The sequence below is a fragment of the Devosia crocina genome (assembly GCF_900116545.1).
GTDB classification, from domain to species: domain Bacteria; phylum Pseudomonadota; class Alphaproteobacteria; order Rhizobiales; family Devosiaceae; genus Devosia; species Devosia crocina.
In genome coordinates this window covers 396,904-418,813 of the sequence record NZ_FPCK01000002.1, presented here as the reverse complement: position 1 = coordinate 418,813, position 21,910 = coordinate 396,904, and the positions used below count along the sequence as shown (strand labels likewise).

Sequence of the window (21,910 nt, the reverse complement as noted above, 5' to 3'; positions counted from 1 at the left end):
CAATAGACCGGCGGTGTGACAAAGCCAAAGCCGGTTTTACTGCGGCAGGCAAAAGAAAACGGGGCCGCGAGGGCCCCGTTGATATCGTCAGGTGACGAGGAAGATGATGATGATCAGCCAGATCGGCACGCCAAGCAGCCAGAGTGCAAGTCCCTTGAACATTTGGTTCTCCTTTCTCTGTGCTTAGAAACGACGGAAGACGTCGGTCATGACGGTGTTCTTGTCGCGGTGGTTACCGCCCTTCTGCGCGGCCCAGAAGGCGCCGATGGCAGAAACAAGAGTGGTGGCAGCGATCAGGAAGGCGGCGATGATGGCTGTGTTGCGAGCGATGCGGGCAGCCTCAAGAGCCTGCTGACGGGCATCTTCTACAGCAACGATCACCTGATCGACGCGGGAGGCCGATTCCTCGGGGGTGAGGCCGGTATTGGCCGCAACGACCGAAGCAAGGTAGGTGCGATCGGCTTCTGGAACGGTGCCGTCACCAAGGGCCGCCTGAGCAAAGATCCGGCCCGCTTCCGCGCGGCTCGCATCGCTGTCCGCAGTCGCAGGCTGATTGGTGCGGAACAGCATGTCGGTGAAATAGGCGTTCGGATCCATGCTGTCGGCAGCGCCTTCAGCAACATTGGATGCGGCCGTGGTAGCAGTCGACAGGGCTGCACCTGCCGTGCTTGCCGCGGCACCGATGCCGCCAAGAGCGATGACCGCGCCCAGAACCGTGGCACCAGCCCACACAATGAGACCGTGCGCACCATCACGCATGTCGCTCTCGTCTTCGGTGGCGTCAAAATGACGACGGCGCAGGCGACCGGTCAGATAGCCGCCGGCCATCAGGCTCGACACCTGGACCCAAAGAAACCAGCTGGCAGCTGCAACGCCGATCAGGATGCCAGGGGCACCTTCGCGCGAGTTGAAGTCAACGAAGTTGAGGCCGACGGCGGAGCCGAAAGCGATAAACAAAAGCGAGATGGCGCTTGCAAATATAACGCCGGCAATGATGGCCGACCAATCCACATAGCTTGATCCCTCGCGGGCGGACGATGCGTCAACGACCGCTACTTCGGTCGGTTGGACCATGCTCATTGGGGCCTCCTTCAAGCAAGGCCGATAAAGGACAGGATGGCAATGACGATGACCACGAGGCCAACGAGGTAAATGATCGAATTCATGATAAAGCCCTCCGGCAGTTTAGTTGTGTCTCCTCAACTGCCTGACGCTGTGAATCGTTCCGCCGCTTTTCAGCCGCAATGTGCCCGCTGGAACTGCCCCATGACGAGACCGTTCAATCCTGCATTCGATGGTATCAGTGCGAGGTGGTTCGATGTCCGGGATCGATTGGCAGGCAATGTTGATCGGCGACGAGCCCCCCATTTTTCTCCTCGAAATCGTCATCAGGACCTTCATCATCTATGCCTATACGCTAGCGCTGCTGCGCTGGCTCGGGGGCAGGGCGATTGGTCAGCTCTCGACCGTTGAATTTCTCCTCGTCATTGCGCTCGGCTCGGCAGTGGGCGATGCGATGTTCTATCCCGACGTGCCGCTGCTCCACGCGATATTGGTGATCACCCTCGTGGTGCTGGCCAACAAGGGTATCGATGTAATCATGGCGCGCACGCGAACCATGCAGATCATTTTCGACGGCAAGCCGCAGGAGGCGATCCGCGATGGCGTGATCTGCCGGACATTTATTGAGCGCGACAGTTTCAGCACGGCCGAGCTGTTTCAGAAACTGCGGGAAAAGGGCGTACGCCATGTCGGGGAGGTCGAGCACGCCTATATGGAAAGCGACGGTGTGCTGACGGTTTTCCGTCGCGAGCCCAATGATCGCCCGGGTCTTCCCGTGATGCCACCGTGGGAGGTCGAAGCTCCCGTGAGCCTTCGCCGAAAAGACGACGCCGGCACATTGGTGTGCCGGCGCTGCGGGCATCTGTCGGACGATGCCAGTGAAGATCACTGTTCCCGATGCGGGCACGACCACTGGACGCAGCCGCTCCGCACGGGAAAGTAATGGCTCAAGCGATCCCCTTGCCGCCGGTGACGCCAAAAATCTCGCCGGTAATGTAGCTCCCCTCCTGAGAGGCCAGAAGCACATAGATCGGTGCGAGTTCGACAGGCTGGCCGGGGCGGCCGAATGCGCTGTCTTGACCAAAGGTTTCGACCTTTTCCTGGAACTGGCCGCCGCTCGGCTGCAGCACGGTCCAGAACGGCCCCGGCGCTACGCCGTTGACACGAATGCCCTTTTCGATGAGCTGGGTGGCAAGGGCCTTGGTGTACGCAGCGATGCCGGCCTTGGTGGTCGCATAATCGAGCAGATGCGCCGACGGTTCATAGGCCTGGATCGAGGTCGTCGTGATGATCGATGCGCCCGGCGGCAAATGCGGCACAGCGGCCTGGGCAAGCCAGTGGAGCGCGTAGAGATTGGTCTTCATGGTGCGGTCGAAATCGTCGCTCGACACATCAGCGACAGTTTCCCGCGCCTGCTGGCGGGCAGCATTGATGACGAGGATATCAAGCCCGCCGAGCTTTTCGACCGCATCGGCGATCAGCTTGCGGCACACCTCTTCCTCCGAGATATCGCCGGGCAGGCCGAAACCCTGGGTCCCGGCCTTCGTGACATAGTTCAGAACCTCTTCGGCGTCGCTCTCCTCGGAGGGAAGATAGTTGATCGCAACGTCAGCGCCTTCGCGGGCAAAGGCGATGGCGGCGGCGCGGCCGATGCCGGAATCGCCTCCGGTAATAAGGGCCTTGCGGCCAAGCAGACGGCCGAACCCGGAATAGCTCTCCTCGCCGTGGTCGGGCGCGGGAGTCATCTTCTGCACAAGGCCAGGCGGCTCCTGCGGCTGCTGGGGAAACGGCGGGGCGGGATATTGGTGTCGTGGGTCCTGGCGGGTGAATCTATCGGTCATGGCATATCTCCAAGTTCGCTTCGCCAACGCATGCCGGGCAACGAGTGTTCCGAGCGGCAGGACGGGCCCGGCCTATCAAGCACTGCATTGCTTTTTCCGGACCTGCCCTTGCCCAAACATAGGGTCCGCCTTTTGTGCCGATAGGATAGCTTGCTAGCCGACCCTTGCTGACGTACTCGAAACGTCCAAGACCCAGGCCCAAGAACAAGCATGGTCGGTGGCGCTCTAATCTGGCCCCATGGACCGCATCACGTTGAGACAAGCGATGACCCTCTACTCCGATTACCTCGCCGAAATCGAAAGCAGAAAAGAGCAGGGGCTCGCTCCTAAGCCGATCGATGCGGGTGGATTGACTGCCGAGATCATCGCGATCATCCGCGATGCCGCCAATCCGCAGCGCTCCGATGCCTTGAAATTCTTTATCTACAACACGCTTCCCGGCACGACGAGCGCCGCAGGGGTCAAGGCCGCTTTCCTCAAGGAGATCGTGCTGGGCGAAACCATCGTTCCTGAAATCACCCCGGCCTATGCGCTCGAGCTGCTCTCGCACATGAAGGGCGGCCCCTCGATCGACGTGCTGCTCGACGTCGCGCTCGGCTCCTCCAGCAACGCGCGTGAAGCCGGCGAAGTGCTCAAGACTCAGGTCTTCCTTTACGACGCCGATATGTTCCGCCTGCGCGATGCCTATAAGGCCGGCAACGCCGTCGCCAAGGACGTGCTCGAGAGCTACAGCAAGGCTGAATTCTTCACCAAGCTTCCCGACGTGTCGGACGAGATCAAGGTTGTCACCTATATCGCCGCCGAAGGCGATATCTCGACCGACCTCCTTTCGCCCGGCAACCAGGCACATTCGCGCGCCGACCGCGAGCTGCACGGCAAGTGCATGATCTCGCCGGCCGGACAGGCCGAGATCGTGGCGCTGCAAGCCCAGCACCCGGACAAGCGCGTGATGATGATTGCCGAAAAGGGCACGATGGGCGTCGGCTCCTCGCGCATGTCGGGCGTCAACAACGTGGCGCTCTGGACCGGCAAGCCGGCCAGCCCCTATGTGCCCTTCGTCAACGTGGCGCCGATCGTCGCCGGAACCAACGGCATTTCCCCGATCTTTGCGACCACGGTCGATGTGACCGGTGGCATCGGCCTCAACCTCAAGAACTGGGTGAAAAAGCTCGGCGAGGACGGCAAGCCGATCCTCAACAACGAAGGCAACCCGATCCTCGAGCAGAAGTATTCGGTCGAGACCGGTACCGTGCTCACCATCGACACCAAGACCAAGACGCTGCGCGACGAAGCCGGTAATGAGCTGGTCGATATCGCTTCGGCCTTCACCCCGCAAAAGGTGGAGTTCATGAAGGCCGGCTCGTCTTATGCTGTGGTCTTCGGCAAGAAGCTGCAGACCTTTGCGGCCGAGACGCTGGGTGTCGAGGCGCCGCAGGTTTTTGCGCCGAACAAGGAAACTACGGTTGAAGGCCAGGGGCTGACGGCGGTCGAAAAAATCTTCAATCGCAACGCGGTGGGCGTGACGCCGGGCAAGGTGCTGCATGCCGGCTCCGACGTTCGCGTCAAGGTCAACATCGTTGGCTCGCAGGACACGACGGGTCTGATGACTGCCCAGGAACTCGAAGCCATGGCGGCGACGGTGATCTCGCCGCTCGTCGATGGCGCCTATCAGTCGGGCTGTCACACTGCTTCCGTGTGGGACAAGAAGGCTCAGGCCAATATCCCCAAGCTCATGGCTTTCATGAACAATTTCGGCGTCATCACGGCGCGCGACCCGCAGGGCGGCTACCACGCCATGACCGACGTGATCCACAAGGTGCTCAACGATATCACCGTGGACGATTGGGACATCATCATCGGTGGTGACAGCCATACGCGTATGTCCAAGGGCGTAGCCTTTGGCGCAGATAGTGGTACCGTGGCTCTGGCTCTTGCGACGGGCGAAGCCACCATGCCGATCCCGCAGTCGGTCAAGGTGACCTTCAAGGGCCAGATGCAGCCGCATATGGACTTCCGCGACGTGGTGCATGCAACCCAGGCACAGATGCTCGCCCAGCATGGCGACAACGTCTTCCAAGGCCGTATCATCGAAGTGCATATCGGCACGCTCCTCGCCGACCAAGCCTTCACCTTCACCGACTGGACGGCCGAGATGAAGGCCAAGGCCTCGATCTGTATCTCGGAAGACGAGACGCTGATCGAGTCGCTCGAAATCGCCAAGTCGCGCATGCAGATCATGATCGACAAGGGCATGGACAATGCGGCTGAGACCCTGAAGGGCCTGATCGCCAAGGCCGATCGCCGCATCGCCGAAATCCGCTCGGGCGAAAAGCCTGCGCTCAAGCCCGACGCTAATGCCAAGTACTTCGCCGAAGTCGTCGTCGATCTCGACCTCATCGACGAGCCGATGATTGCCGACCCCGACGTCAACAATTCGGACGTGTCGCGCCGCTACACCCACGACACCATCCGCCCGGTATCCTATTATGGCGGCACCAAGAAGGTGGACCTCGGCTTTGTCGGCTCGTGCATGGTGCACAAGGGCGACATGAAGATCGTCGCCCAGATGCTCAAGAACCTCGAGAAGGACACGGGCAAGGTCGAGTTCAAGGCGCCGCTCGTCGTTGCCGCACCAACCTACAACATCATCGACGAACTCAAGGAAGAGGGCGACTGGGAAATCCTGCAGCGCTATTCCGGCTTCGAATTCGACGACCTGAACCCCAAGACGGCCAATCGCACCGAATACGAGAACATCCTCTATCTCGAGCGTCCCGGCTGCAACCTCTGCATGGGCAACCAGGAAAAGGCTGAAAAGGGTGACACGGTTCTGGCCACCTCGACCCGCCTGTTCCAGGGCCGCGTTGTGGAAGATTCCGCTGAAAAGAAGGGCGAGTCGCTCCTCGCCTCGACCCCGGTCGTCGTGCTCTCCGCAATTCTCGGCCGCACGCCGAGCGCGGACGAATACAAGTCTGCAGTTGAGGGCATCGACCTGACCAAGTTCGCGCCCTCGACTTCGTCGAACCCGATGGATTCCAAGTCGGTTCACTACTAGGCGGCGGGGGAATTCCCCCGCTTGACCTTCCTGCGCTGACATCGGAAGTGCTCACCACGAGCACTCCCGTTTTCGCATTCGGGAAACCCACCGCACAGGGCAGACAGCGCGCCTTTAAACGAGGCCGACCAGCGCCGTAGCTGTCGTGCCCGAAGCGTGTATGCGGCGGATGCGCATGGGCAGTATCGTGCCCCCGATCAGCCCCGAAAATGTCGCCGTACTGCCCGAAGATAGCGTGGCAACGAGGCTCCCGCTTCCCCCGACATAAACCGCCCGGGTCAACTCAGGCAGATCTACCCCATCGCTGGGCGTAACGGCAAAAGCGTGACTTGCAGGCGAACTGAGCCCGGCAACCGAGCCTTCGAAACGATCTGACATGATTGTCTCCATTGTTTTGGCAATGGAGAGAAAGATAGGGGTGGGCGAGGGCGCGGGGATAAGCGGCAACAGCCTCCCGGTGTGGAATGCCTGCGGCTGGGGGCGGACTGGCGAGCCAGCTCCGTTTTGAACCCCGCGCCGTTGGCGCGGGGGAACATGGAAACACTCAACTTGTGAGCAGCAGCAGCCTTCAGGGTGTTACCAGCTCTTGTGAAGGCTGACCGTCGCTGTACGGCCCGCGCCATAGCCGCAAGAGGTGAGCGACTGGCAGCTAGACACATAGGACGTGTCAAAGATGTTGTTGATATTGAGGGCAACGCCCCAATCGTCCTTTTCATAGCGCAGGCTTGCATCAAACAGGGCAGCATCAGGCACTTTGGCCGTATTGGCCGGATCTGCCCAGGACTCGCCGAGATAGCGCATGCCCGCTCCGATCGTGAGGCCCTCGAAAGCACCATCGGCGAAAGTATAGTCGATGCCGAGCGAAGCCGTCAGGGTCGGAACCTGTACCGGGGAATTGCCGGCCGGTGTCGCGCCGGCGGACTGCAGAACCTCCGCCTCAAGATAGGTCAGCGCGCCACGCAGGGTGAAATCGCTGACATTGGCGAGCGCTTCCAGTTCAGCGCCACGCACATTGACCTGGCCAACCGCTGCCTGCACCAGCGGATTGGACGGATCAGGACCAACGACATTGTTGCGATTGATGTTGAAGATCGAAGCAGTGATCAGACCATCAAAGAAGGCAGGATCATACTTGATGCCAGCTTCCCACTGCTCACCCGTCTCGCTGCGGAAGAGATTGCCGGCAGCATCGGTGTTGAGCGAAGGATTGAACGAAGTGGCATAGCTGACATAGGGCGTGATGCCATTGTCGAACTCATAGGCGAGACCGACGCGGCCTGAGAAATTGCCTTCTTCCCGGCTGGCAGAGTTTGCGGGCGTCATGCGGTTGTCTATGGCAGTCCAGACATGGTCGTAGCGGCCGTTCAATGTCAGGATAAGACTGTCGAATGCGATCTGATCCTGCACGTAAAAGCCCGCCTGGTTCATCGTGATGACGTCGTCGCGGTAGTAAAAGAGCGGCGGAATGGCAGCGCCATAGACGGGATTGAGCACATCGAGCCCGTCAACGGCAGCAAACCCCTGGCGCTCGTCGATGCCGTAATGCTTGTAGTCGAAACCGAGGAGCAAGGCGTGGTCGAGGGCTCCGGTGGTGAAATGCCCTTCAAGCTGGGTGTCGATGCTTACCGTGCCGACCTGAGTCTCGTGGCCGAAAGCGAAACGGTTCAGCTCCGAGCCCGTCAGGACCCCACCGGAATAAATATAATCCTCGATCAGGTTGACCCCGGCATAGCGGGCATTCTGCCGGACAGACCAATCGCCATTGATGTCGTGTTCGAGTTCATATCCAAGCATGACCTGCTGGCGATCGTAACGGTCGAAACCCTCTTCGCCATAATAAAGATCGCGCGGAATCCGAACGCCGCCAGGGGCGTCAATGGCTGTGCCGACATAGGGCAGGAAGCCTGAACTGGTGTGAACCAGACCCACATTCTGGTAGGAGCCGTAGACGGTCAGTTCGGTCTGCTCGCTGGGCGACCAGGTTGCACTGCCCTGAATGACGCCACGCAGGTCACGCGCCTTGTCGGTTTCCCAGCCACCCCCGGACAGCTTGCCGGTGACGCGATAGGCGAGATCCCCATCGGCCAGCACATCGCCGCCATCTACGCCGATATAGGCATTGCCGAAATTGTTGATGCCCGTTTCGGTGCGCAGGAAGCGTTCATCGCGTGGGCGCTTGCCGGTGAAATTAACGATGCCACCGACGCTGGCGCCACCATAGAGCACCGAGGCCGGGCCCTTGAGCACCTCGACCTGCTCCAGCAGGAATGGATCGACAAGGAAGGTGCCAAAGCCGGTTTGATAGAGCGGCAATCCATCCATGAAGACGCCGGTCTGTTCAGCCTGGAAGCCGCGGATATAGAACCAGTCGGTATCCGCATCGGTGCCGTAGGTTTCCGTGCTGACGCCTGCCGTGTTGCGCAAGACCTGAGCCGCGCTGGCGTTGGGATATTGGTCGAGCTGGTCGCGGGTGACGACGGAGACGGACTGAGGGATCTTGGTGACCGCCACGGAGAGCTTGGAGCCGGCGCTTGTCTGCACCTGGGCATAGCCGCCTGGCGTGCCGCCGCCATCGACAACCAGCGCATCGAGCTGTGTCGTGCCTTGAGCCAAGACCGGGCCTGCGGCAAGCGCGGTGGAAAGAAGAAGCAGATGGGTGAAAACCGGCTTTGCGCGAAGACGCATGGGTTCAGTCCTTGCGGGTTCTGCGGCCAAGGTTTGGTCGCAGCTCTGTTCGAATTAAGGTGAATGTATAAATCACCTTTGCTGTGCCGGATTGTCCATGTTGATGGCGCTTTGAACGATTCAGCGGTCGTTCAAAGTTCAAAAGAGCGCAGCCAGGCCGCCGGCGTCAAACCGCTATGGCGTTTGAAAACCCGCGTGAGGTGCGCCTGATCGGCAAAGCCGCAGGCCGAGGCGATGTCGCTGATGCTCGACCTGCCGGCCGAGAGCCGCTCCTTGACCCGGGCGATGCGCTGCTGCATCTGCCATTGGTGTGGCGTCAGCCCCGTCGAGGCCTTGAAAGCCGAGGCAAAATAGGACGGCGAAAGACCGGTCAGGGCAGCAACATCGTCCAGGCGCACGGTGACCAGGCAATTGTCGGCGAGATAATCGGTCGCGAGGCGCAAGCGTCTTTGAGACAGCCCCCCGCGTGCCTCCTCAGCCGGTAGCGGGATCTCGAACAGCTCGACAAGCAGCGCCATGGCAAGGCTCTCGCCATAACGATCGTGCCGCGCGCCTGATATGCAGTCTTCGGCCAGAAGCCCGGCCAGTGCTTCGATGCGCGCATTGGCAAACATGAGCCGTGGGCGGAGCAGTCGTTCGTCGCGCGGCGAAAGGCCAAGGCGCTGAGCGAAATGGCGCAGATCGACATGAAGATCGAGATGCCTGAGCCTTGTCTCTCCCGCGGCGCGGGACCAGGTTCGCATCCCGGGCGGAACATAGCTCAGCCGCCCCGAAGATGCGCTCGCCGTTTTCCTGCCATCGGCAAGCACGATGGAGCCGGGCTGGTCCTCCTCAAGCACACAGAACAGGCGGGCATGGGGCGAAACATATTCCCCGCTCGCGCCCGCTGCCCCGGTGACCGCCCAGACATCGGCCAGCATGCCGTTCCAGCTCCGCCATTTCGGCCCACCACTGGGCGCGAAGCCCTCGACAATCGACTGCATATTGGGGTGGAACACGTAGCCCTGCCAACTCGCTGATCGGCAGGAAGACGTGCCGAAAGGCCAGGATGCCACAGGTGAACATGAGTGTCGATATCATGTTCTCTCGTGGGTTCAGCGGGACACCGACTTCCCCTTCAGACTCTGCCTTGTCTTGAAATAATCCGGCCACGGGTTCTCGTTTTTGGCGCGGGCGGCGGCGGATTGGAGGGAGAAGGTGTTGGCGGCGGGAAGGTCTGAGAGTTCGTCCCAGGCGATGGGGACGGCGACGGGAGCGCCTTGGCGGGAGCGGGCGGACCAGGGGGAGATGGCGGTGGAGCCGCGCTCGTTGCGCAGATAGTCGATAAAGAGACGGCCCTTGCGTTTGGCTTTCGAGAGATTGGCGGTGAAGCGGCCGGGTTCGTCTTCGGCCAGGCATTGCGCAAAATCCTTGCAGAAGGCCTTGGCGTCGGGCCACTCGACTTCGGGACGAATGGGAACGATGACGTGTACGCCCTTGCCGCCGGAAACCATGGGGTAGGACTTGAGCTTGAGGGCTCTGAGCCGCTCGCCGATATCCTCGGCAGCCTTGATGACCGAACCGAAGTCGAGCCCTTCATCGGGATCGATGTCGAAAACCAGGCGGTCAGGCTTTTCCACGCTCTCCCGCCGCGATCCCCAGATGTGCCATTCGAGCGTGTTCATCTGCGTTCCGGCGATGATGCCGGCAAGATCATCGAGGTAGAAGTAGTCTTCCTTCGAGCCATCCTTCTCGGTGATGGTCGTGGACTTGAGCTGTTCGGGAAAGCCGCCGGTATCGTGCTTTTGGAAAAAGCACGCCTTGGCCCGCCCCTGTGGACAGCGCACAAGGCTAAGGGGACGGTCCTTGATGTGGGGGAGCATGACCTCGGCGACCGCTTCGTAATAGGCGACGAGATCGGCTTTGGTGATGCCCTGGCCCGGAAAGACGACGCGGCTGGGGGAGGTGAGACGAACGCCAAGCCGTTCGGCAATGTCTTCGCCGTCGTGCTCGATGGCGACGGGGGCAGCAGGCTTTTCCATTCCGACCTCCTTGGCCGGCTTGTCGCCGCGCAGGCCGATGAAACTTGGGTGCCGCAGCACCTCGTCCTCGGTCAGCTCTGTATAGGCAATCTCGGCGACGAGCTCGGGCTTGACCCAGTGAACGCCGCGGGCGCGATCACGCGGTACCGCTTCGAAGGGTCTGGTTTTCTGCTCAAGCCTGGCAAGCTTTTGATCCAGCTCCTGCAGCATGTCCTGGCTGAAACCGGTGCCGACGCGTCCGCGATAAAGAAGCTTGCCGTTTTCCCAGGTGCCGAGAAGCAGAGAGGCAAAGCCGCGCCGCTTGGTGGACGGAGACCAGCCGCCGATGACGAATTCCTGGCGTTTCAGGCATTTGATCTTGAGCCAGGAGCGGGTGCGCTCGCCGCGGTAAGGCGCATTGGCTTGCTTCGCGATAACCCCCTCGTGGCCATCCCGGCAAAGGGCATCAAGGACCTTCTGCCCGTGGCCGCGCACATGGGAGGAATATTGCACGGGATCCTGCCGCCCGGATTTGGCAAGCAGCTTTTCGAGCCGCGCCTTGCGCTCGAGAAGGGGGAGCCTGGTTAGATCCTCGCCATCGGCTTCAATCAGATCGAAGGCGAAATATTCAAGCCGTCCGCCATTGGACAGAACATTCTTGAGGGTCGAGAAATCGGTGCGGCCCTTGCTGTCGAAGGCACAGATTTCCCCATCGATCAGGGCAGAGCCGATCTTGAGTTTTTGCAGCGGCTCGACGAGCGCGCCGAACTTATCGGTCCAGTCGAGCCCGCTGCGGGTGAAAAGGCGCACGCTGTCGCCGGCGATCGAGGCGAGACAGCGATAGCCGTCATATTTCATTTCAAAGAGCCAATCGGCACCCGAAGGCACCGTGTCGACCAGCGTTGCCAATTGCAGAGGACGGAAGTCTGGGGTCTTGCCGGCTTTGACTTTGGACGGCGTCCGCGTCTTTTGATCAGCCTCTTCCGCCTTTTCCGCATCCGAGTGCCAGACGGCATCAGGCTCAAGCGTGGTCTTCTTGCTCGGCGCTGCCCCGCTCGCGATCTGCTTGAAGTCGCGGCCAGACGCTACCGATCGTGTGAAGCGGGTGGTCAGCGTGTCCTTGTCGCGCGCATAGGAATCGCGGTGCTTGATGAGCAGCCAGTTTTCGCGCGGAGGACCGGAGCGGCGCTTGGTGTCGCGGCCCTTCATATGGACGAGCACATATTCGCCCTTGAGGCGCTCGCCATAGATGCGCATCTTGAGATCGCCACTCTCAAGACCCTCATGCGGATCGCCAATTGGCTCCCAGGTGCCCTGATCCCACAGCATGACGGTGCCGCCGCCATATTCGCCTTCGGGAATGGTGCCCTCGAAACCTCCATATTCGAGCGGATGATCCTCGACACGAACGGCAAGCCGCTTGTCGGCGGGGTTGTTGGAGGGGCCCTTGGTCACGGCCCAGCTCTTGAGAACCCCGTCGAGCTCGATCCGGAAGTCATAATGAAGCCGGGTCGCATCGTGCTTTTGAATGACGAAGCTGCCTCGCTTATCCCTCTGCGCCCGGGGCGTATCGCCAGAGGGCTCCTGCGTTTTGGCGAAGTTGCGCTTGGCCTTGTAGTCCCTCAGGAGATCGTCGGGGGTGGATTTCATGAGCAGTCCCCCACGGGCTCAAGTGCATATTGCCCGGCAAACCGGTATTCGCGCCGGAGCTGAAAGCGGATCGGGCCAGCCATGGCTAGCTCGCCTTCTTGCGGCTCGTCGTCGCCGGCTTTTTTGCTGCGGGCTTTGCCGGAGCCTTTTTGGCCGCAGGTTTGCGCCGCGCAGTCGGCTTGCTGCCACCTTCGAGGCTTTCCTTGAGCGCCGACATGAGGTCGACGACATTGGCGCCGGAGGGTCGCTTGGCGTCAGTGTCATCGTCGGCGGTGATCTTGCGGCCCTTGTTCTTCATCTTGCGCTGGATGAGATCGTGAAGCGCAGCCTGATAGTGATCCTTGAAGGCACTCGCGTCGAACGCGGCCGTCTTTTTCTCGATCAAGGCTTCAGCCACTTCGAGCAGGTCTGCCTCGGCTTTTTTGGCAGATATCTGCGCAAAAAACGGGTCCGCCTTGCGGATTTCGTCCTCGTAGTGCAGCGTTTCGAGCATCAGACCCGTACCGGTGGGCTTGATGGCTGCCAGATATTCCTTGCCGCGCATCGCCAACTGACCGAGGCCCACTTTCTGGGTTTTGCGTAGGGCATCGCGCAGAACACGAAAAGCGTCTTCGGCCAGTTCATCGGTCGGCACGACGAAATAGGACTTGTCGTAATAGATGGGATCGATTTCGCAGGCGCCGACGAATTGAGTGAGTTCCAGCGTCTTGCGGGTGTCGAGCCGAACCGCGTCGATCTCATCGTCGGTCAGGAGCACATAGTCGCCCTTCTCGTATTCGAACCCCTTGATGATTTCCTCCTTGTCGACGGGACCGACGCCAGCCACCACCTTTTCGTAGTGAATAGGCTTGCCGGTGGGCTCGTGGATCTGGCGGAAGCTGGGCTTGGCGCCCGTGCGGGCGGCACTGAACAATTCGACGGGGATCGAGACCAAGGAGAGGCGGATCTGGCCTTTCCAGATGGGACGGGAGGCAGGCATGGAACGCATCCTGACATGTTGATTTTGCTCGACTCAACGTCGATGCAGGCCCCGCGTTCCGGCCGCATCAAGCCCAGTTGACAATCGCGGCGGCGCGGTCAAAATTTGATCGTCTGGTCAAATTTCTTGGCCGAGGGGAACGTGGGGACGGGGATTATGGAATTCGGCATTACCTTCAAGGGCTTCATCGAGGCCGAACGGGCGCGATATCTGGTTCGTGCGGCCGAATATGCCGGCTTCGACTATTGCTGGTTCTACGATTCACACATTCTCTGGCGGGATTGCTATGCAGCGATCGCCATGTGCATGGAGCACACCACCACAATGCGGTTCGGGCCGCTCGTCACCAATCCCGACGTGCGCGACTGGTCGGTGGCGGCCTCGATCTTCGGGTCGCTCTCCAAGCAAAGCGGCGGACGGTTCGACCTGGCGGTCGGGCGCGGGGACAGTTCCATGCGCGTCATGGGCAAGAAGCCGGCGACGCTAAAGCGCGTAGCCGAATTCATCGACAAGACCAAGGCCATGGTGCGGGGCGAAGAAGTGTCCTATGGCGAGATCCCGGCCCCCGTGAAGTTTCCCTGGGCTGTGGGACACGAAATGCCCAGCTGGATCGCCGCCTATGGTCCGCTGGCCCTGAAGACCGCAGGCGAGAGCGCGGAAGGCGTCGTGTTGCAGATCGCCGATCCGGGCCTATGCAAATGGTTCACCGACCAGTGCATCGAGGCCGGTACCGCAGCGGGCAAGGACATGTCCAACTATCGCTCGATGGCGGCGGCTCCAGCCTATTTCGGGGACCGGAAGCGCGCGATCGAACGGGTGAAGTGGTTTCCAGCAATGGTGGGCAATCATGTCGCCGACATCGTCGAAAAATACGGCACCGAGAGCGGCAAGGTGCCCGCGAGCTTAACGAGCTATATTGAGAAGCGCCGGGGCTATGATTATTCCAAACACGGGCAGGCCGATAACCCGTTCCTCGATTTCATCACCGACGATGTGGTGGAGAGCTTCTGCGTGCTCGGGGAGCCAGAAGACCACATTGCCAAGGTGCGCGAACTCGAGGCGGCGGGGGTGACTCAGTTCAACATCTATCTCGATAGCGGCGACGAGGAAGAGATCATTGCCGGTTATGGGCGGCATGTGATCCCGGCGTTTCGTTAGGAGAGTCCGGCGCTTGTCGCACCCCCACCTGACCTCCCCCTCCAGAAGGGGGAGGGATCTGCCGGTGGTGCACTAGCATCGCAGCACGCTCGATCGGTTCCTCCCCCTTCTGGAGGGGGAGGTTAGGTGGGGGTGATGTACCCTACAAAACTCCCGAGAGGAGACCAAGAATATGCGCTTTGGATACAAGGCTTCGGCCGAACAGTTTTCGCCCAGCACCTTGATGCAGTTCGCCATGGAGGCGGAAGAGGGCGGGTTCGACTCGGTTTTTGTCAGCGATCACTTCCAGCCCTGGAAGCATACCGATGGCCACGCGCCGTTTGCGCCGGCGTGGATGGCGGCGGTTTTGGCGCGGACGGAGCGGATCGTGCTCGGCACTTCGGTGCTGACGCCGACTTTTCGGCTGCATCCTTCGGTCGTGGCGCACGCCTTCGGCACTCTGGGGGCGATGTTCCCAGGGCGGGTCATCCTCGGCGTCGGGACGGGGGAGGGCCTCAATGAAGTGCCCGCGACCGGGATCGAATGGCCTGAATTGAAGGAACGTTCGGCCCGCCTGCGCGAGGCGATCAAGCTCATTCGCCAGCTTTGGAGCGAGGATCGGGTCAGCTTCGAGGGGCAGTATTACAAGACTGTCAACGCCACGATCTACGATCGGCCCGAAGAAATGGTGCCGATCTATATCGCGGCGGGTGGACCGCTCAACGCCAAATTTGCCGGGCGTGAGGGCGACGGGTTCATATGCACCTCGGGCAAGGGCGCGTCGCTCTATGTCGATGAATTGCTGCCCAACGTAGCGGTGGGGCGGCAGGACTCGGCGCGTGCCGATAAGCCCTTCGAGCGGATGATCGAGGTGAAGGTATCGTTTGATACCGATGCCGAGCGGGCGCTCAACGATACGCGCAACTGGGCGGCGCTGTCGTTGTCGGCTGAGGAGAAGCACTCGGTGCAGGATGCCGAAGAGATGGAGAAACTGGCCGATCAACTGCCCATTGAGCGTGTCGCAAAACGCTGGATCGTGTCGAGCGATCCGGACGAGCATGTGGCTCAGATCAAGACCTATATCGATTATGGGTTCGACCATCTGGTTTTTCATGCGCCGGGGACGGACCAGAGCCGGTTCTTGAGCCTTTACGCCAGGGAAATCCTGCCGCGGCTCAGGGCGCTCGTCTAAGGGAGACAATGATGTCGGTACCAGCGATCAGCGTGTGGGGCGTGACCGGCATTCCCGAGATTGCGGCGGGTGACGATCTTGTTGGCTCGATCGGTTCCGCAATCGTCGGGATGGGGCCGGAGCATGCGTTGGCCGACGGTGACATCCTCGTTGTCACCAGCAAGATTGTTTCGAAGGCCGAGGGCCGGCAGGTGCCGGCGGCAGATCGGGAGAAGGCGATCGCCGACGATACCGTGCGGGTCGTCGCCGAACGGGTGCATCCGGGCGGGGTGACGCGGATCGTCGAGACCAGGCAGGGAATGATCATGGCGGCCGCTGGGCTCGACATGTCCAACGTGCCAGAGGGGTTCGCGCTCAAGCTGCCCGAAGACCCGGATCGATCGGCCCGCGCGCTGTGCTTGGGATTGCGGAGGCGCTTCGGCATCGATCTGGGTGTCGTCGTCACCGATACGGTGGGGCGGCCCTGGCGGGTGGGACAGACCGATCTCGCCATTGGGGCCGCGGGCCTGCAGCTGACCGACGACCTGCGTGGGGCCAATGACGCCAACGGCCGCCCGTTGCATGTGACCATGGCCGTGGTGGCAGACGAAATCGCGGGGGCGGCTGATCTGGTCAAGGGCAAGACTTCGGGTATCCCCGTGGCGGTGGTGCGTGGGGTGGGGCGGCTGGTCACCGGGATCGATGCGCCGGGCGCGCGCACCCTGGTGCGCACTGGCGACGACGACATGTTCCGCTTCGGCTCGGCCGAGGCCTATCGCCTGGGCTACGAGGCCGCGATGGCGGAAATGAAGGCAAGAGCGCAATCGAGGAAGCGCGCTAAGGCGCAGAAGCAGGACTGAACCCATGCGACACCCATGGCTTGTTTTCGCCATCGCAACCGGGCTTTCGGCAACGCCTGCCGCGGCGACCGACTATCCTTTGGTGCTCGACAATTGCGGCATGTCGCTGCGGGTCGAAGCCCCGCCCCAGCGCGCCGTTGCCATCAAGTCGAGCGCAGCAGAACTGCTGCTGACGCTGGGTCTTGCCGACCGCATGGTGGGCATGGCGTTTCTCGATGGTCCCCTGCCTCAGGAGGTCAGCACTGAAGCGGCAGATATAGCAGTGCTTTCGGACAAACTCCCATCGCAGGAAGTGGTGCTCGAGACCGAGCCCGACTTTATCTATGGTGGCTGGGAAAGCAATTTCAGCGGCGAAGGAGCCGGAGAGCGGCCCATGCTGGACCAGTTGGGCGTCGTTGCCTATGTTGCCCCGGCCGCGTGCCGGTCGGTGAAGCCAGTCAAACTCAGCTTTGACCAGCTTTTTGAGGAGATCGCCGAAATGGGCGCGATCTTCGATGTCGAAGGAAGGGCTGCGGACGTGATCGGGGAGCAGAAGGCTCTTCTCGATAGCGTTGCGGCCGACGTGCGGGGGCTGAGCGCCCTGTGGTATTCCTCGGGCACCAAGACCCCCTATGTCGGCGCCGGAAGCAATGCGCCTGCGATGATCATGGAGGCGCTGGGGCTTGAGAACATTTTCGCAAGCGTCGATGAGGGGTGGACGCAGGCGAGCTGGGAAGCGATCGTCGATGCCAATCCCGATGTGATCGTCCTTGTCGGTTCTGCCTGGAATTCCGCAGAAGCCAAGAAGCAGCTCCTGGCGGAAAACCCGATCACCTCCAAGCTCGATGCGGTAATCAATGGGCGATATCTCGTTGTTCCGTTTCCCGCCTCGGAGGCAGGAGTGCGCAATGTGCCGGCGGTGGTGGATCTGGCGGGGCAGTTGGCAGAGCTGAGTTTTTGAGCATGGGTTCGGGGTCTGAGGGCCCCCACTTGGCCTCCCCTCTTGAGGCGAGGATCAGGTGTATACCGCGCATTCACGGAGCTACGGAAGAACTCCTCCTCCTCTTGAGAGGAGATTGAGTTGGGGGTTGCAAGCAAGATGACCAGAGTTGCCATGCTTGCCCTCTGGCTTCTTCTTATCGCCAGTGGTGTTCTTGCCGTCACTTTGGGGCCGGCGGATATCACCCCCGGCGAAGTCTGGACCTCTATCCTCCATCACCTTGGCATCGTTCCCGAAAGCCCCTTGTCGCGGTTGCGTGACGCTATCGTCTGGGACTTGCGTCTGCCGCGCGTACTTGCCGCGACGGGGGTGGGGGCAGGGCTGGCGTTGGCGGGGGCGGTGATGCAGGCGCTGACGCGGAACCCCCTTGCCGATCCCTATCTCCTCGGCCTGTCTTCCGGGGCGGCGTTGGGCGCTGTGACGCTGGTGGTGATGGGACATGCGCTTCTTGTGCCAGTTGGTGCATTTTTTGGTTCTCTTGGCGCCCTGGCGCTGGCGCTGCTGATTGCCCATGTGCTGGGCGGGACAACACCGGTCCGGGCAATCCTTGCTGGTATCTCCATCTCGGCGCTGGCTTCTGCCGCGACTTCCTTCGTTATCTTCTGGTCGGCAACGGGCGACTCATATCGCGAAATTCTGAGTTGGTTGCTGGGCACGTTGAGTGGGGCGAATTGGGCTGATGCTGGCCTTGTGGTCGGAAGTCTCGTCCTTTGCGCACCCGTCATACTGGTCATGGCCCGATCGCTTGATGCCTTTGCCTTTGGTGAGGCTGCAGCGACAAGCCTGGGCGTCGATGTCGCGCGACTGCGCTGGACCATGCTGGCGGCTTCGGCGCTGCTGACCGGGATCATGGTGGCAGTTGGCGGCGCTATCGGCTTTGTTGGTCTCGTGGTACCCCACGTGGTGCGGTTTGCGCTCGGGCCGCAGCACCGGCGTCTCCTGCCGGTGGCGATGCTGGTCGGGGCAATATTCATGCTTTGGGCAGATACGATGGCGCGGACGCTGTTTGATCCGCGCGAATTGCCGGTGGGCATCGTGACCGCCCTTGTGGGTGCGCCCGGTTTTCTTCTCGTTCTCCTGCGCTATCGGCGGGTGACATGAGCGAGGGACTTGTTGCTTGCGGGATCACCATTCGCCGCGGGGGCGTGCCTGTCGTGCGCGATGTGGGTTTTGCAGCGCCGGCGGGGCGCGTCACGGGTCTCGTCGGTCCAAACGGGGCGGGCAAATCGACTCTCGTTTCGGCCATCATGGGCCTCCACCGGCCCGAAACCGGAACGATCAGCTTCGGGGGCAGGGACCTCGTCGCGCTGGGCAGGCGCGAGCGCGCCCGCCTTGCCGCCTATCTTGAGCAGTCCGCCAGCACAGACGAGCGGGTGAGCGTGGCGGATGTGGTGGCTCTGGGGCGCATTCCCCATGCGCGCCTATGGTCGCCCGAACCTGATGAGCAGGATGATCGCATCGTTGCGGCAGCGCTCGAGCGGGTGGGCATGACGACGTTTTCGCGAAGGCCCTATGCGAGCCTGTCCGGTGGGGAACAGCAGCGCGTGCAATTGGCACGAGCCTTGGCGCAGGAGCCCAGGCTTTTGCTGCTCGACGAACCGACAAGCCACCTCGATATCCGCGGGCAGTTACAAGCACTCGATCTGCTGCGCGCAGAAGCGGCTAGCGGCATGACTGTGCTCGTGGTGTTGCACGATCTCAATCTGGCGCTGTCGCGATGCGACTGGCTGGTGGTGATGGGGGGCGGCCAAGTGGTGGCCGAAGGGACACCGGAAGCCATTTTGACTCAGGATCTCATTGCCTCCGTCTACGGCGTTCGTGCGAGCATCGTGAGAGGCCAAAGCGGTTCCCTGATCGCCTTCGACACCGCGATCTGAAACCTTTACGTGGGATTCAGCATATGCCCAGTCGTGAGTGGGCCTTAGCATCTTCGAAAGGAGCCGAGCCTAGCGTCGCATCCGTATTTATCCGGATGTTCTATCTTGTCCCCCATCATCGATTTCTTTTTTAGAGACCATGACCTGTGGTTCGTGGCGCTCGCTGCTGCGGTCTGTTTATTGTCGGCCTATGCCTGTGTGAGCCTGTTGCGCCATGCCATGCGCATGGTTGGGCGGATGCGGTGGATTTGGACGGGCGTGTCGGCGCTGTCCGTGGGCTTGGGCATATGGTCGACCCACTTTGTCGCCATGCTTGCCTTCCGGCCCGGCTTTGCCTTGCAATACGATCTCGTGATGACGGCGCTTTCGCTGCTGATCGCCATTGGCGTTTGTGGCGCGGGGATCGCCATGGCTATCCGGGGCGCGGGGCGGGGCGACCGTGTTTTGGGGGGGGCCCTTCTCGGTGTCGGAATTTCCTCCATGCACTATGTGGGCATCGCCGCGCTGCTGCTCGAGGGGCAGCTGGTCTGGAACGGCGAACTCGTCAGCCTTTCGGTCCTTGCCGGCATCGTCATCGGCGGCGTAGCCGTGCCGGTTGCCATGGGCGAAGGACCGAAGCGCCTTTTCGGCGGCGCCGGACTTCTGACACTGGCCATCTGCGCCATGCATTTCACCGCCATGGGCGCTGCCGACTTCAGCAACTGCTTGCCCTTGAGCGGTCAAGGCGTCGAGGTCGATGGCGGGCTGATGTCGGTCTTTGTGGCGATGATCACGCTTTTCATCCTTGCCGCAGCGCTGGTCAGCATCGTGCTCGACGAAGCCGATCGCCGCCGGACAGCAAACGAAAGGCGACGCCAGCAGGCCGACGCAGCCCGGATCGCCTCGGTAAGCCAACGACTGGAACTGGCGCTGACCCATATGGGGCAGGGGCTCGGGCTATTCTCTGCCGAAGGCAAGCTTATCCTGCACAATCAGCGCCTTGCCGAGCTGCTGCTGCGCAATCCCGAAGGCCACCTTGAAGGTAAAACGCTGGAGGAGGTTTGCGTTGCAGCGCTTGATCAGGTCAGGCTCGACGGCGACAAGCGCGCTGGAATCGTCCGGGATCTTGTTGCCCAGCATACCCATATGTCGGCGCGCGGCGGACAGGCCGTGCATAGCTTTGACGGGCGCACCTATCTGCGCGTCCAGCACAATCCTGTCGGCGATGGGCGCTGGGTAACTCTGGTGGAAGATATTTCGGCCACCAAGCGCAGCGAGGCTGCCATTGCCCATATGGCGCAGCATGACAATCTGACCGGCCTGCCCAACCGCGCGCGGTTCGACGAGATTTTCGACAAGAACCTCATCGACGCCGAAATCGCCGGCGGCAAACTCGGTGTCGTCGCCATCGATCTCGACCGCTTCAAGGACATCAACGATTCGTATGGTCATGCCACCGGAGACCACGTCTTGCACGTGCTTGCCGAGCGGATCGCCAAGGTGTTGAAGCCCGGCGAAACGGTGGCGCGGCTCGGGGGAGACGAATTCGCAGCACTCAAGCGCTTCGATGCCTTTGAAAGCATGCACGACTTCCTGCAACGGCTCGAAAACGTGCTGTTCGGCGCCGTGTCTTTCCAGGGCGTGCTGGTGACAACAGGAGCGAGCATCGGCGTGTCGATCTATCCGCAGGATGGCGTGGACCGGTCGAAGCTGCTCAGCAATGCCGATATGGCGCTTTATCGAGCCAAGGCCGAGTTCGAAACCCGCATCTGCTACTTCGAAAGCGAGATGGATGACCATGCCCGCGAGCGCCGCTCCATGGCTCATGACCTGTGGGAAGCGGTGGAGCAGGGGTCGTTCGAGCTCGCCTATCAGGTGCAGAAGAATGTCGCGAGCGGTGCCGTCACGGGTTACGAAGTTCTCCTGCGCTGGGATCGGCCCGGTCATGGCAGGGTCTCGCCCGCCGATTTCATTCCTATTGCCGAAGAGTGCGGGGCAATCGGCGCCATTGGCGCCTGGGTGCTGAAGACCGCCTGTATCGAGGCGGCCAGCTGGCCCGAACCGCACAAGATCGCTGTCAACGTGTCAGGTCTGCAATTGTCGCAGGTGGAACTTGTCGATCTCGTCAAGATGGTTCTGTTCCAGTCGGGGCTCGCCCCAGAGCGGCTGGAGCTGGAAGTTACCGAAACTGCGATCATCGCGGACAAGAAGCGGGCATTGGCTACCTTGCGCCAGATCCGCGACATGGGCGTGTCCATTGCCATCGACGATTTCGGAACCGGCTATTCTTCCCTTGAAACGCTTCGCAGCTTCCCCTTCGACAAGATCAAGCTCGATCGCTCTTTCATGGCCGAGGTCGAGACCTCCGAACAGTCCAAGGCCATCGTGCGCGCTATTCTTGCGCTGGGCCGCAGCCTTTCGGTACCGGTTCTGGCCGAAGGCGTCGAAACGCAGGAGCAGCTTGATGTGCTGCGGGTGGAAGGCTGCACCGAAGCACAAGGCTTCCTCCTCGGGCGACCCGGCCGCATGAACTGGCCGGAAGCAGACATGCTCATGTTTGCCTAAAGGCAAGCATTGCCGCTGGCGTAAAAGCACAAAAAAGGGGCGCCGAGGCGCCCCTTTCCATTGAATTCAA

General features: G+C 61.3%; 16 protein-coding genes. 9 read left to right on the top strand and 7 right to left on the bottom strand.

Features of this window, described 5'->3' with window-relative positions; all coding sequences use genetic code 11:
- Nucleotides 1-183: 183 nt before the first annotated feature.
- A complete protein-coding gene (locus BM364_RS11615; protein ID WP_092424738.1) occupies nucleotides 184-1,080 on the bottom strand; it encodes a hypothetical protein in 897 nt (298 codons plus the stop codon).
- A 238-nt stretch (nucleotides 1,081-1,318) separates the two neighbouring features.
- On the opposite strand from BM364_RS11615, the gene BM364_RS11610 reads away from it, so the two are divergent.
- Nucleotides 1,319-2,005 (top strand): DUF421 domain-containing protein, encoded by a 687-nt coding sequence (locus BM364_RS11610; protein WP_175528579.1) that lies wholly within the window; start codon nucleotides 1,319-1,321, stop codon nucleotides 2,003-2,005.
- Nucleotides 2,006-2,009: 4 nt separating this feature from the next.
- Here BM364_RS11610 and BM364_RS11605 read toward each other — a convergent pair whose 3' ends face one another.
- Entirely contained in the window at nucleotides 2,010-2,903 is an 894-nt protein-coding gene (locus tag BM364_RS11605) for an SDR family oxidoreductase (RefSeq protein ID WP_092424734.1), read from the bottom strand.
- Between the two features lie 265 nt (nucleotides 2,904-3,168).
- Here BM364_RS11605 and BM364_RS11600 point away from each other — a divergent pair, with 265 nt between their 5' ends.
- A complete protein-coding gene (locus BM364_RS11600) occupies nucleotides 3,169-5,958 on the top strand; it encodes a bifunctional aconitate hydratase 2/2-methylisocitrate dehydratase (protein WP_092424732.1) in 2,790 nt (929 codons plus the stop codon).
- Nucleotides 5,959-6,072: 114 nt separating this feature from the next.
- Here BM364_RS11600 and BM364_RS11595 read toward each other — a convergent pair whose 3' ends face one another.
- The 5 genes from BM364_RS11595 to ku form a co-directional block, all read right to left on the bottom strand.
- Complete coding sequence (locus BM364_RS11595; RefSeq protein ID WP_092425333.1) at nucleotides 6,073-6,336, bottom strand: spike base protein, RCAP_Rcc01079 family; 264 nt, start codon at nucleotides 6,334-6,336, stop codon at nucleotides 6,073-6,075.
- Nucleotides 6,337-6,534: 198 nt separating this feature from the next.
- Complete coding sequence (locus tag BM364_RS11590) at nucleotides 6,535-8,643, bottom strand: TonB-dependent siderophore receptor (RefSeq protein ID WP_092424730.1); 2,109 nt, start codon at nucleotides 8,641-8,643, stop codon at nucleotides 6,535-6,537.
- Nucleotides 8,644-8,774: 131 nt separating this feature from the next.
- Nucleotides 8,775-9,641, bottom strand: a complete 867-nt coding sequence (locus BM364_RS11585; RefSeq protein ID WP_139232576.1) for a helix-turn-helix domain-containing protein — start codon at nucleotides 9,639-9,641, stop codon at nucleotides 8,775-8,777.
- A 96-nt stretch (nucleotides 9,642-9,737) separates the two neighbouring features.
- Entirely contained in the window at nucleotides 9,738-12,293 is a 2,556-nt protein-coding gene (gene ligD / locus BM364_RS11580) for a DNA ligase D (protein ID WP_092424726.1), read from the bottom strand.
- A gap of 85 nt (nucleotides 12,294-12,378) precedes the next feature.
- Nucleotides 12,379-13,272: a non-homologous end joining protein Ku gene (gene ku / locus BM364_RS11575; RefSeq protein ID WP_092425331.1), complete on the bottom strand. Its 894-nt coding sequence runs from the start codon at nucleotides 13,270-13,272 to the stop codon at nucleotides 12,379-12,381.
- 156 nt (nucleotides 13,273-13,428) lie between these two features.
- Here ku and BM364_RS11570 point away from each other — a divergent pair, with 156 nt between their 5' ends.
- From BM364_RS11570 to BM364_RS11540, 7 genes are all read left to right on the top strand, one after another.
- Nucleotides 13,429-14,430 carry a TIGR03842 family LLM class F420-dependent oxidoreductase gene (locus BM364_RS11570; protein WP_092424724.1) on the top strand — a complete coding sequence of 334 codons (1,002 nt, stop codon included), beginning with the start codon at nucleotides 13,429-13,431 and terminating at the stop codon, nucleotides 14,428-14,430.
- A 172-nt stretch (nucleotides 14,431-14,602) separates the two neighbouring features.
- The gene (gene fgd / locus BM364_RS11565) at nucleotides 14,603-15,601 is read left to right on the top strand and encodes a glucose-6-phosphate dehydrogenase (coenzyme-F420) (RefSeq protein WP_092424722.1); all 999 of its coding nucleotides are present in this window, start codon (nucleotides 14,603-14,605) and stop codon (nucleotides 15,599-15,601) included.
- Nucleotides 15,602-15,612: 11 nt separating this feature from the next.
- The gene (gene cofE / locus BM364_RS11560; protein ID WP_092425329.1) at nucleotides 15,613-16,440 is read left to right on the top strand and encodes a coenzyme F420-0:L-glutamate ligase; all 828 of its coding nucleotides are present in this window, start codon (nucleotides 15,613-15,615) and stop codon (nucleotides 16,438-16,440) included.
- Between the two features lie 4 nt (nucleotides 16,441-16,444).
- Nucleotides 16,445-17,380 (top strand): putative F420-0 ABC transporter substrate-binding protein, encoded by a 936-nt coding sequence (locus BM364_RS11555; protein ID WP_092424720.1) that lies wholly within the window; start codon nucleotides 16,445-16,447, stop codon nucleotides 17,378-17,380.
- Between the two features lie 138 nt (nucleotides 17,381-17,518).
- On the top strand, nucleotides 17,519-18,520 hold the full coding sequence (locus BM364_RS11550; protein ID WP_210186429.1) for a putative F420-0 ABC transporter permease subunit: 1,002 nt from the start codon (nucleotides 17,519-17,521) through the stop codon (nucleotides 18,518-18,520).
- Complete coding sequence (locus tag BM364_RS11545; protein WP_092424718.1) at nucleotides 18,517-19,296, top strand: ABC transporter ATP-binding protein; 780 nt, start codon at nucleotides 18,517-18,519, stop codon at nucleotides 19,294-19,296. The genes BM364_RS11550 and BM364_RS11545 overlap by 4 nt, the downstream gene beginning before the upstream one ends.
- A 105-nt stretch (nucleotides 19,297-19,401) precedes the next feature.
- Entirely contained in the window at nucleotides 19,402-21,840 is a 2,439-nt protein-coding gene (locus BM364_RS11540) for an EAL domain-containing protein (RefSeq protein WP_092424716.1), read from the top strand.
- Nucleotides 21,841-21,910: the final 70 nt, after the last annotated feature.

Bases quoted from the DNA above. Each gene is read 5' to 3' on its own strand.
- BM364_RS11615 (WP_092424738.1), bottom strand. From the start codon at position 1,080: ATGAGCATGGTCCAACCGACCGAAGTAGCGGTCGTTGACGCATCGTCC.
- BM364_RS11610 (WP_175528579.1), top strand. From the start codon at position 1,319: ATGTCCGGGATCGATTGGCAGGCAATGTTGATCGGCGACGAGCCCCCC.
- BM364_RS11605 (WP_092424734.1), bottom strand. From the start codon at position 2,903: ATGACCGATAGATTCACCCGCCAGGACCCACGACACCAATATCCCGCC.
- BM364_RS11600 (WP_092424732.1), top strand. From the start codon at position 3,169: ATGACCCTCTACTCCGATTACCTCGCCGAAATCGAAAGCAGAAAAGAG.
- BM364_RS11595 (WP_092425333.1), bottom strand. From the start codon at position 6,336: ATGTCAGATCGTTTCGAAGGCTCGGTTGCCGGGCTCAGTTCGCCTGCA.
- BM364_RS11590 (WP_092424730.1), bottom strand. From the start codon at position 8,643: ATGCGTCTTCGCGCAAAGCCGGTTTTCACCCATCTGCTTCTTCTTTCC.
- ligD (WP_092424726.1), bottom strand. From the start codon at position 12,293: ATGAAATCCACCCCCGACGATCTCCTGAGGGACTACAAGGCCAAGCGC.
- ku (WP_092425331.1), bottom strand. From the start codon at position 13,272: ATGCCTGCCTCCCGTCCCATCTGGAAAGGCCAGATCCGCCTCTCCTTG.
- BM364_RS11570 (WP_092424724.1), top strand. From the start codon at position 13,429: ATGGAATTCGGCATTACCTTCAAGGGCTTCATCGAGGCCGAACGGGCG.
- fgd (WP_092424722.1), top strand. From the start codon at position 14,603: ATGCGCTTTGGATACAAGGCTTCGGCCGAACAGTTTTCGCCCAGCACC.
- cofE (WP_092425329.1), top strand. From the start codon at position 15,613: ATGTCGGTACCAGCGATCAGCGTGTGGGGCGTGACCGGCATTCCCGAG.
- BM364_RS11555 (WP_092424720.1), top strand. From the start codon at position 16,445: ATGCGACACCCATGGCTTGTTTTCGCCATCGCAACCGGGCTTTCGGCA.
- BM364_RS11550 (WP_210186429.1), top strand. From the start codon at position 17,519: ATGACCAGAGTTGCCATGCTTGCCCTCTGGCTTCTTCTTATCGCCAGT.
- BM364_RS11545 (WP_092424718.1), top strand. From the start codon at position 18,517: ATGAGCGAGGGACTTGTTGCTTGCGGGATCACCATTCGCCGCGGGGGC.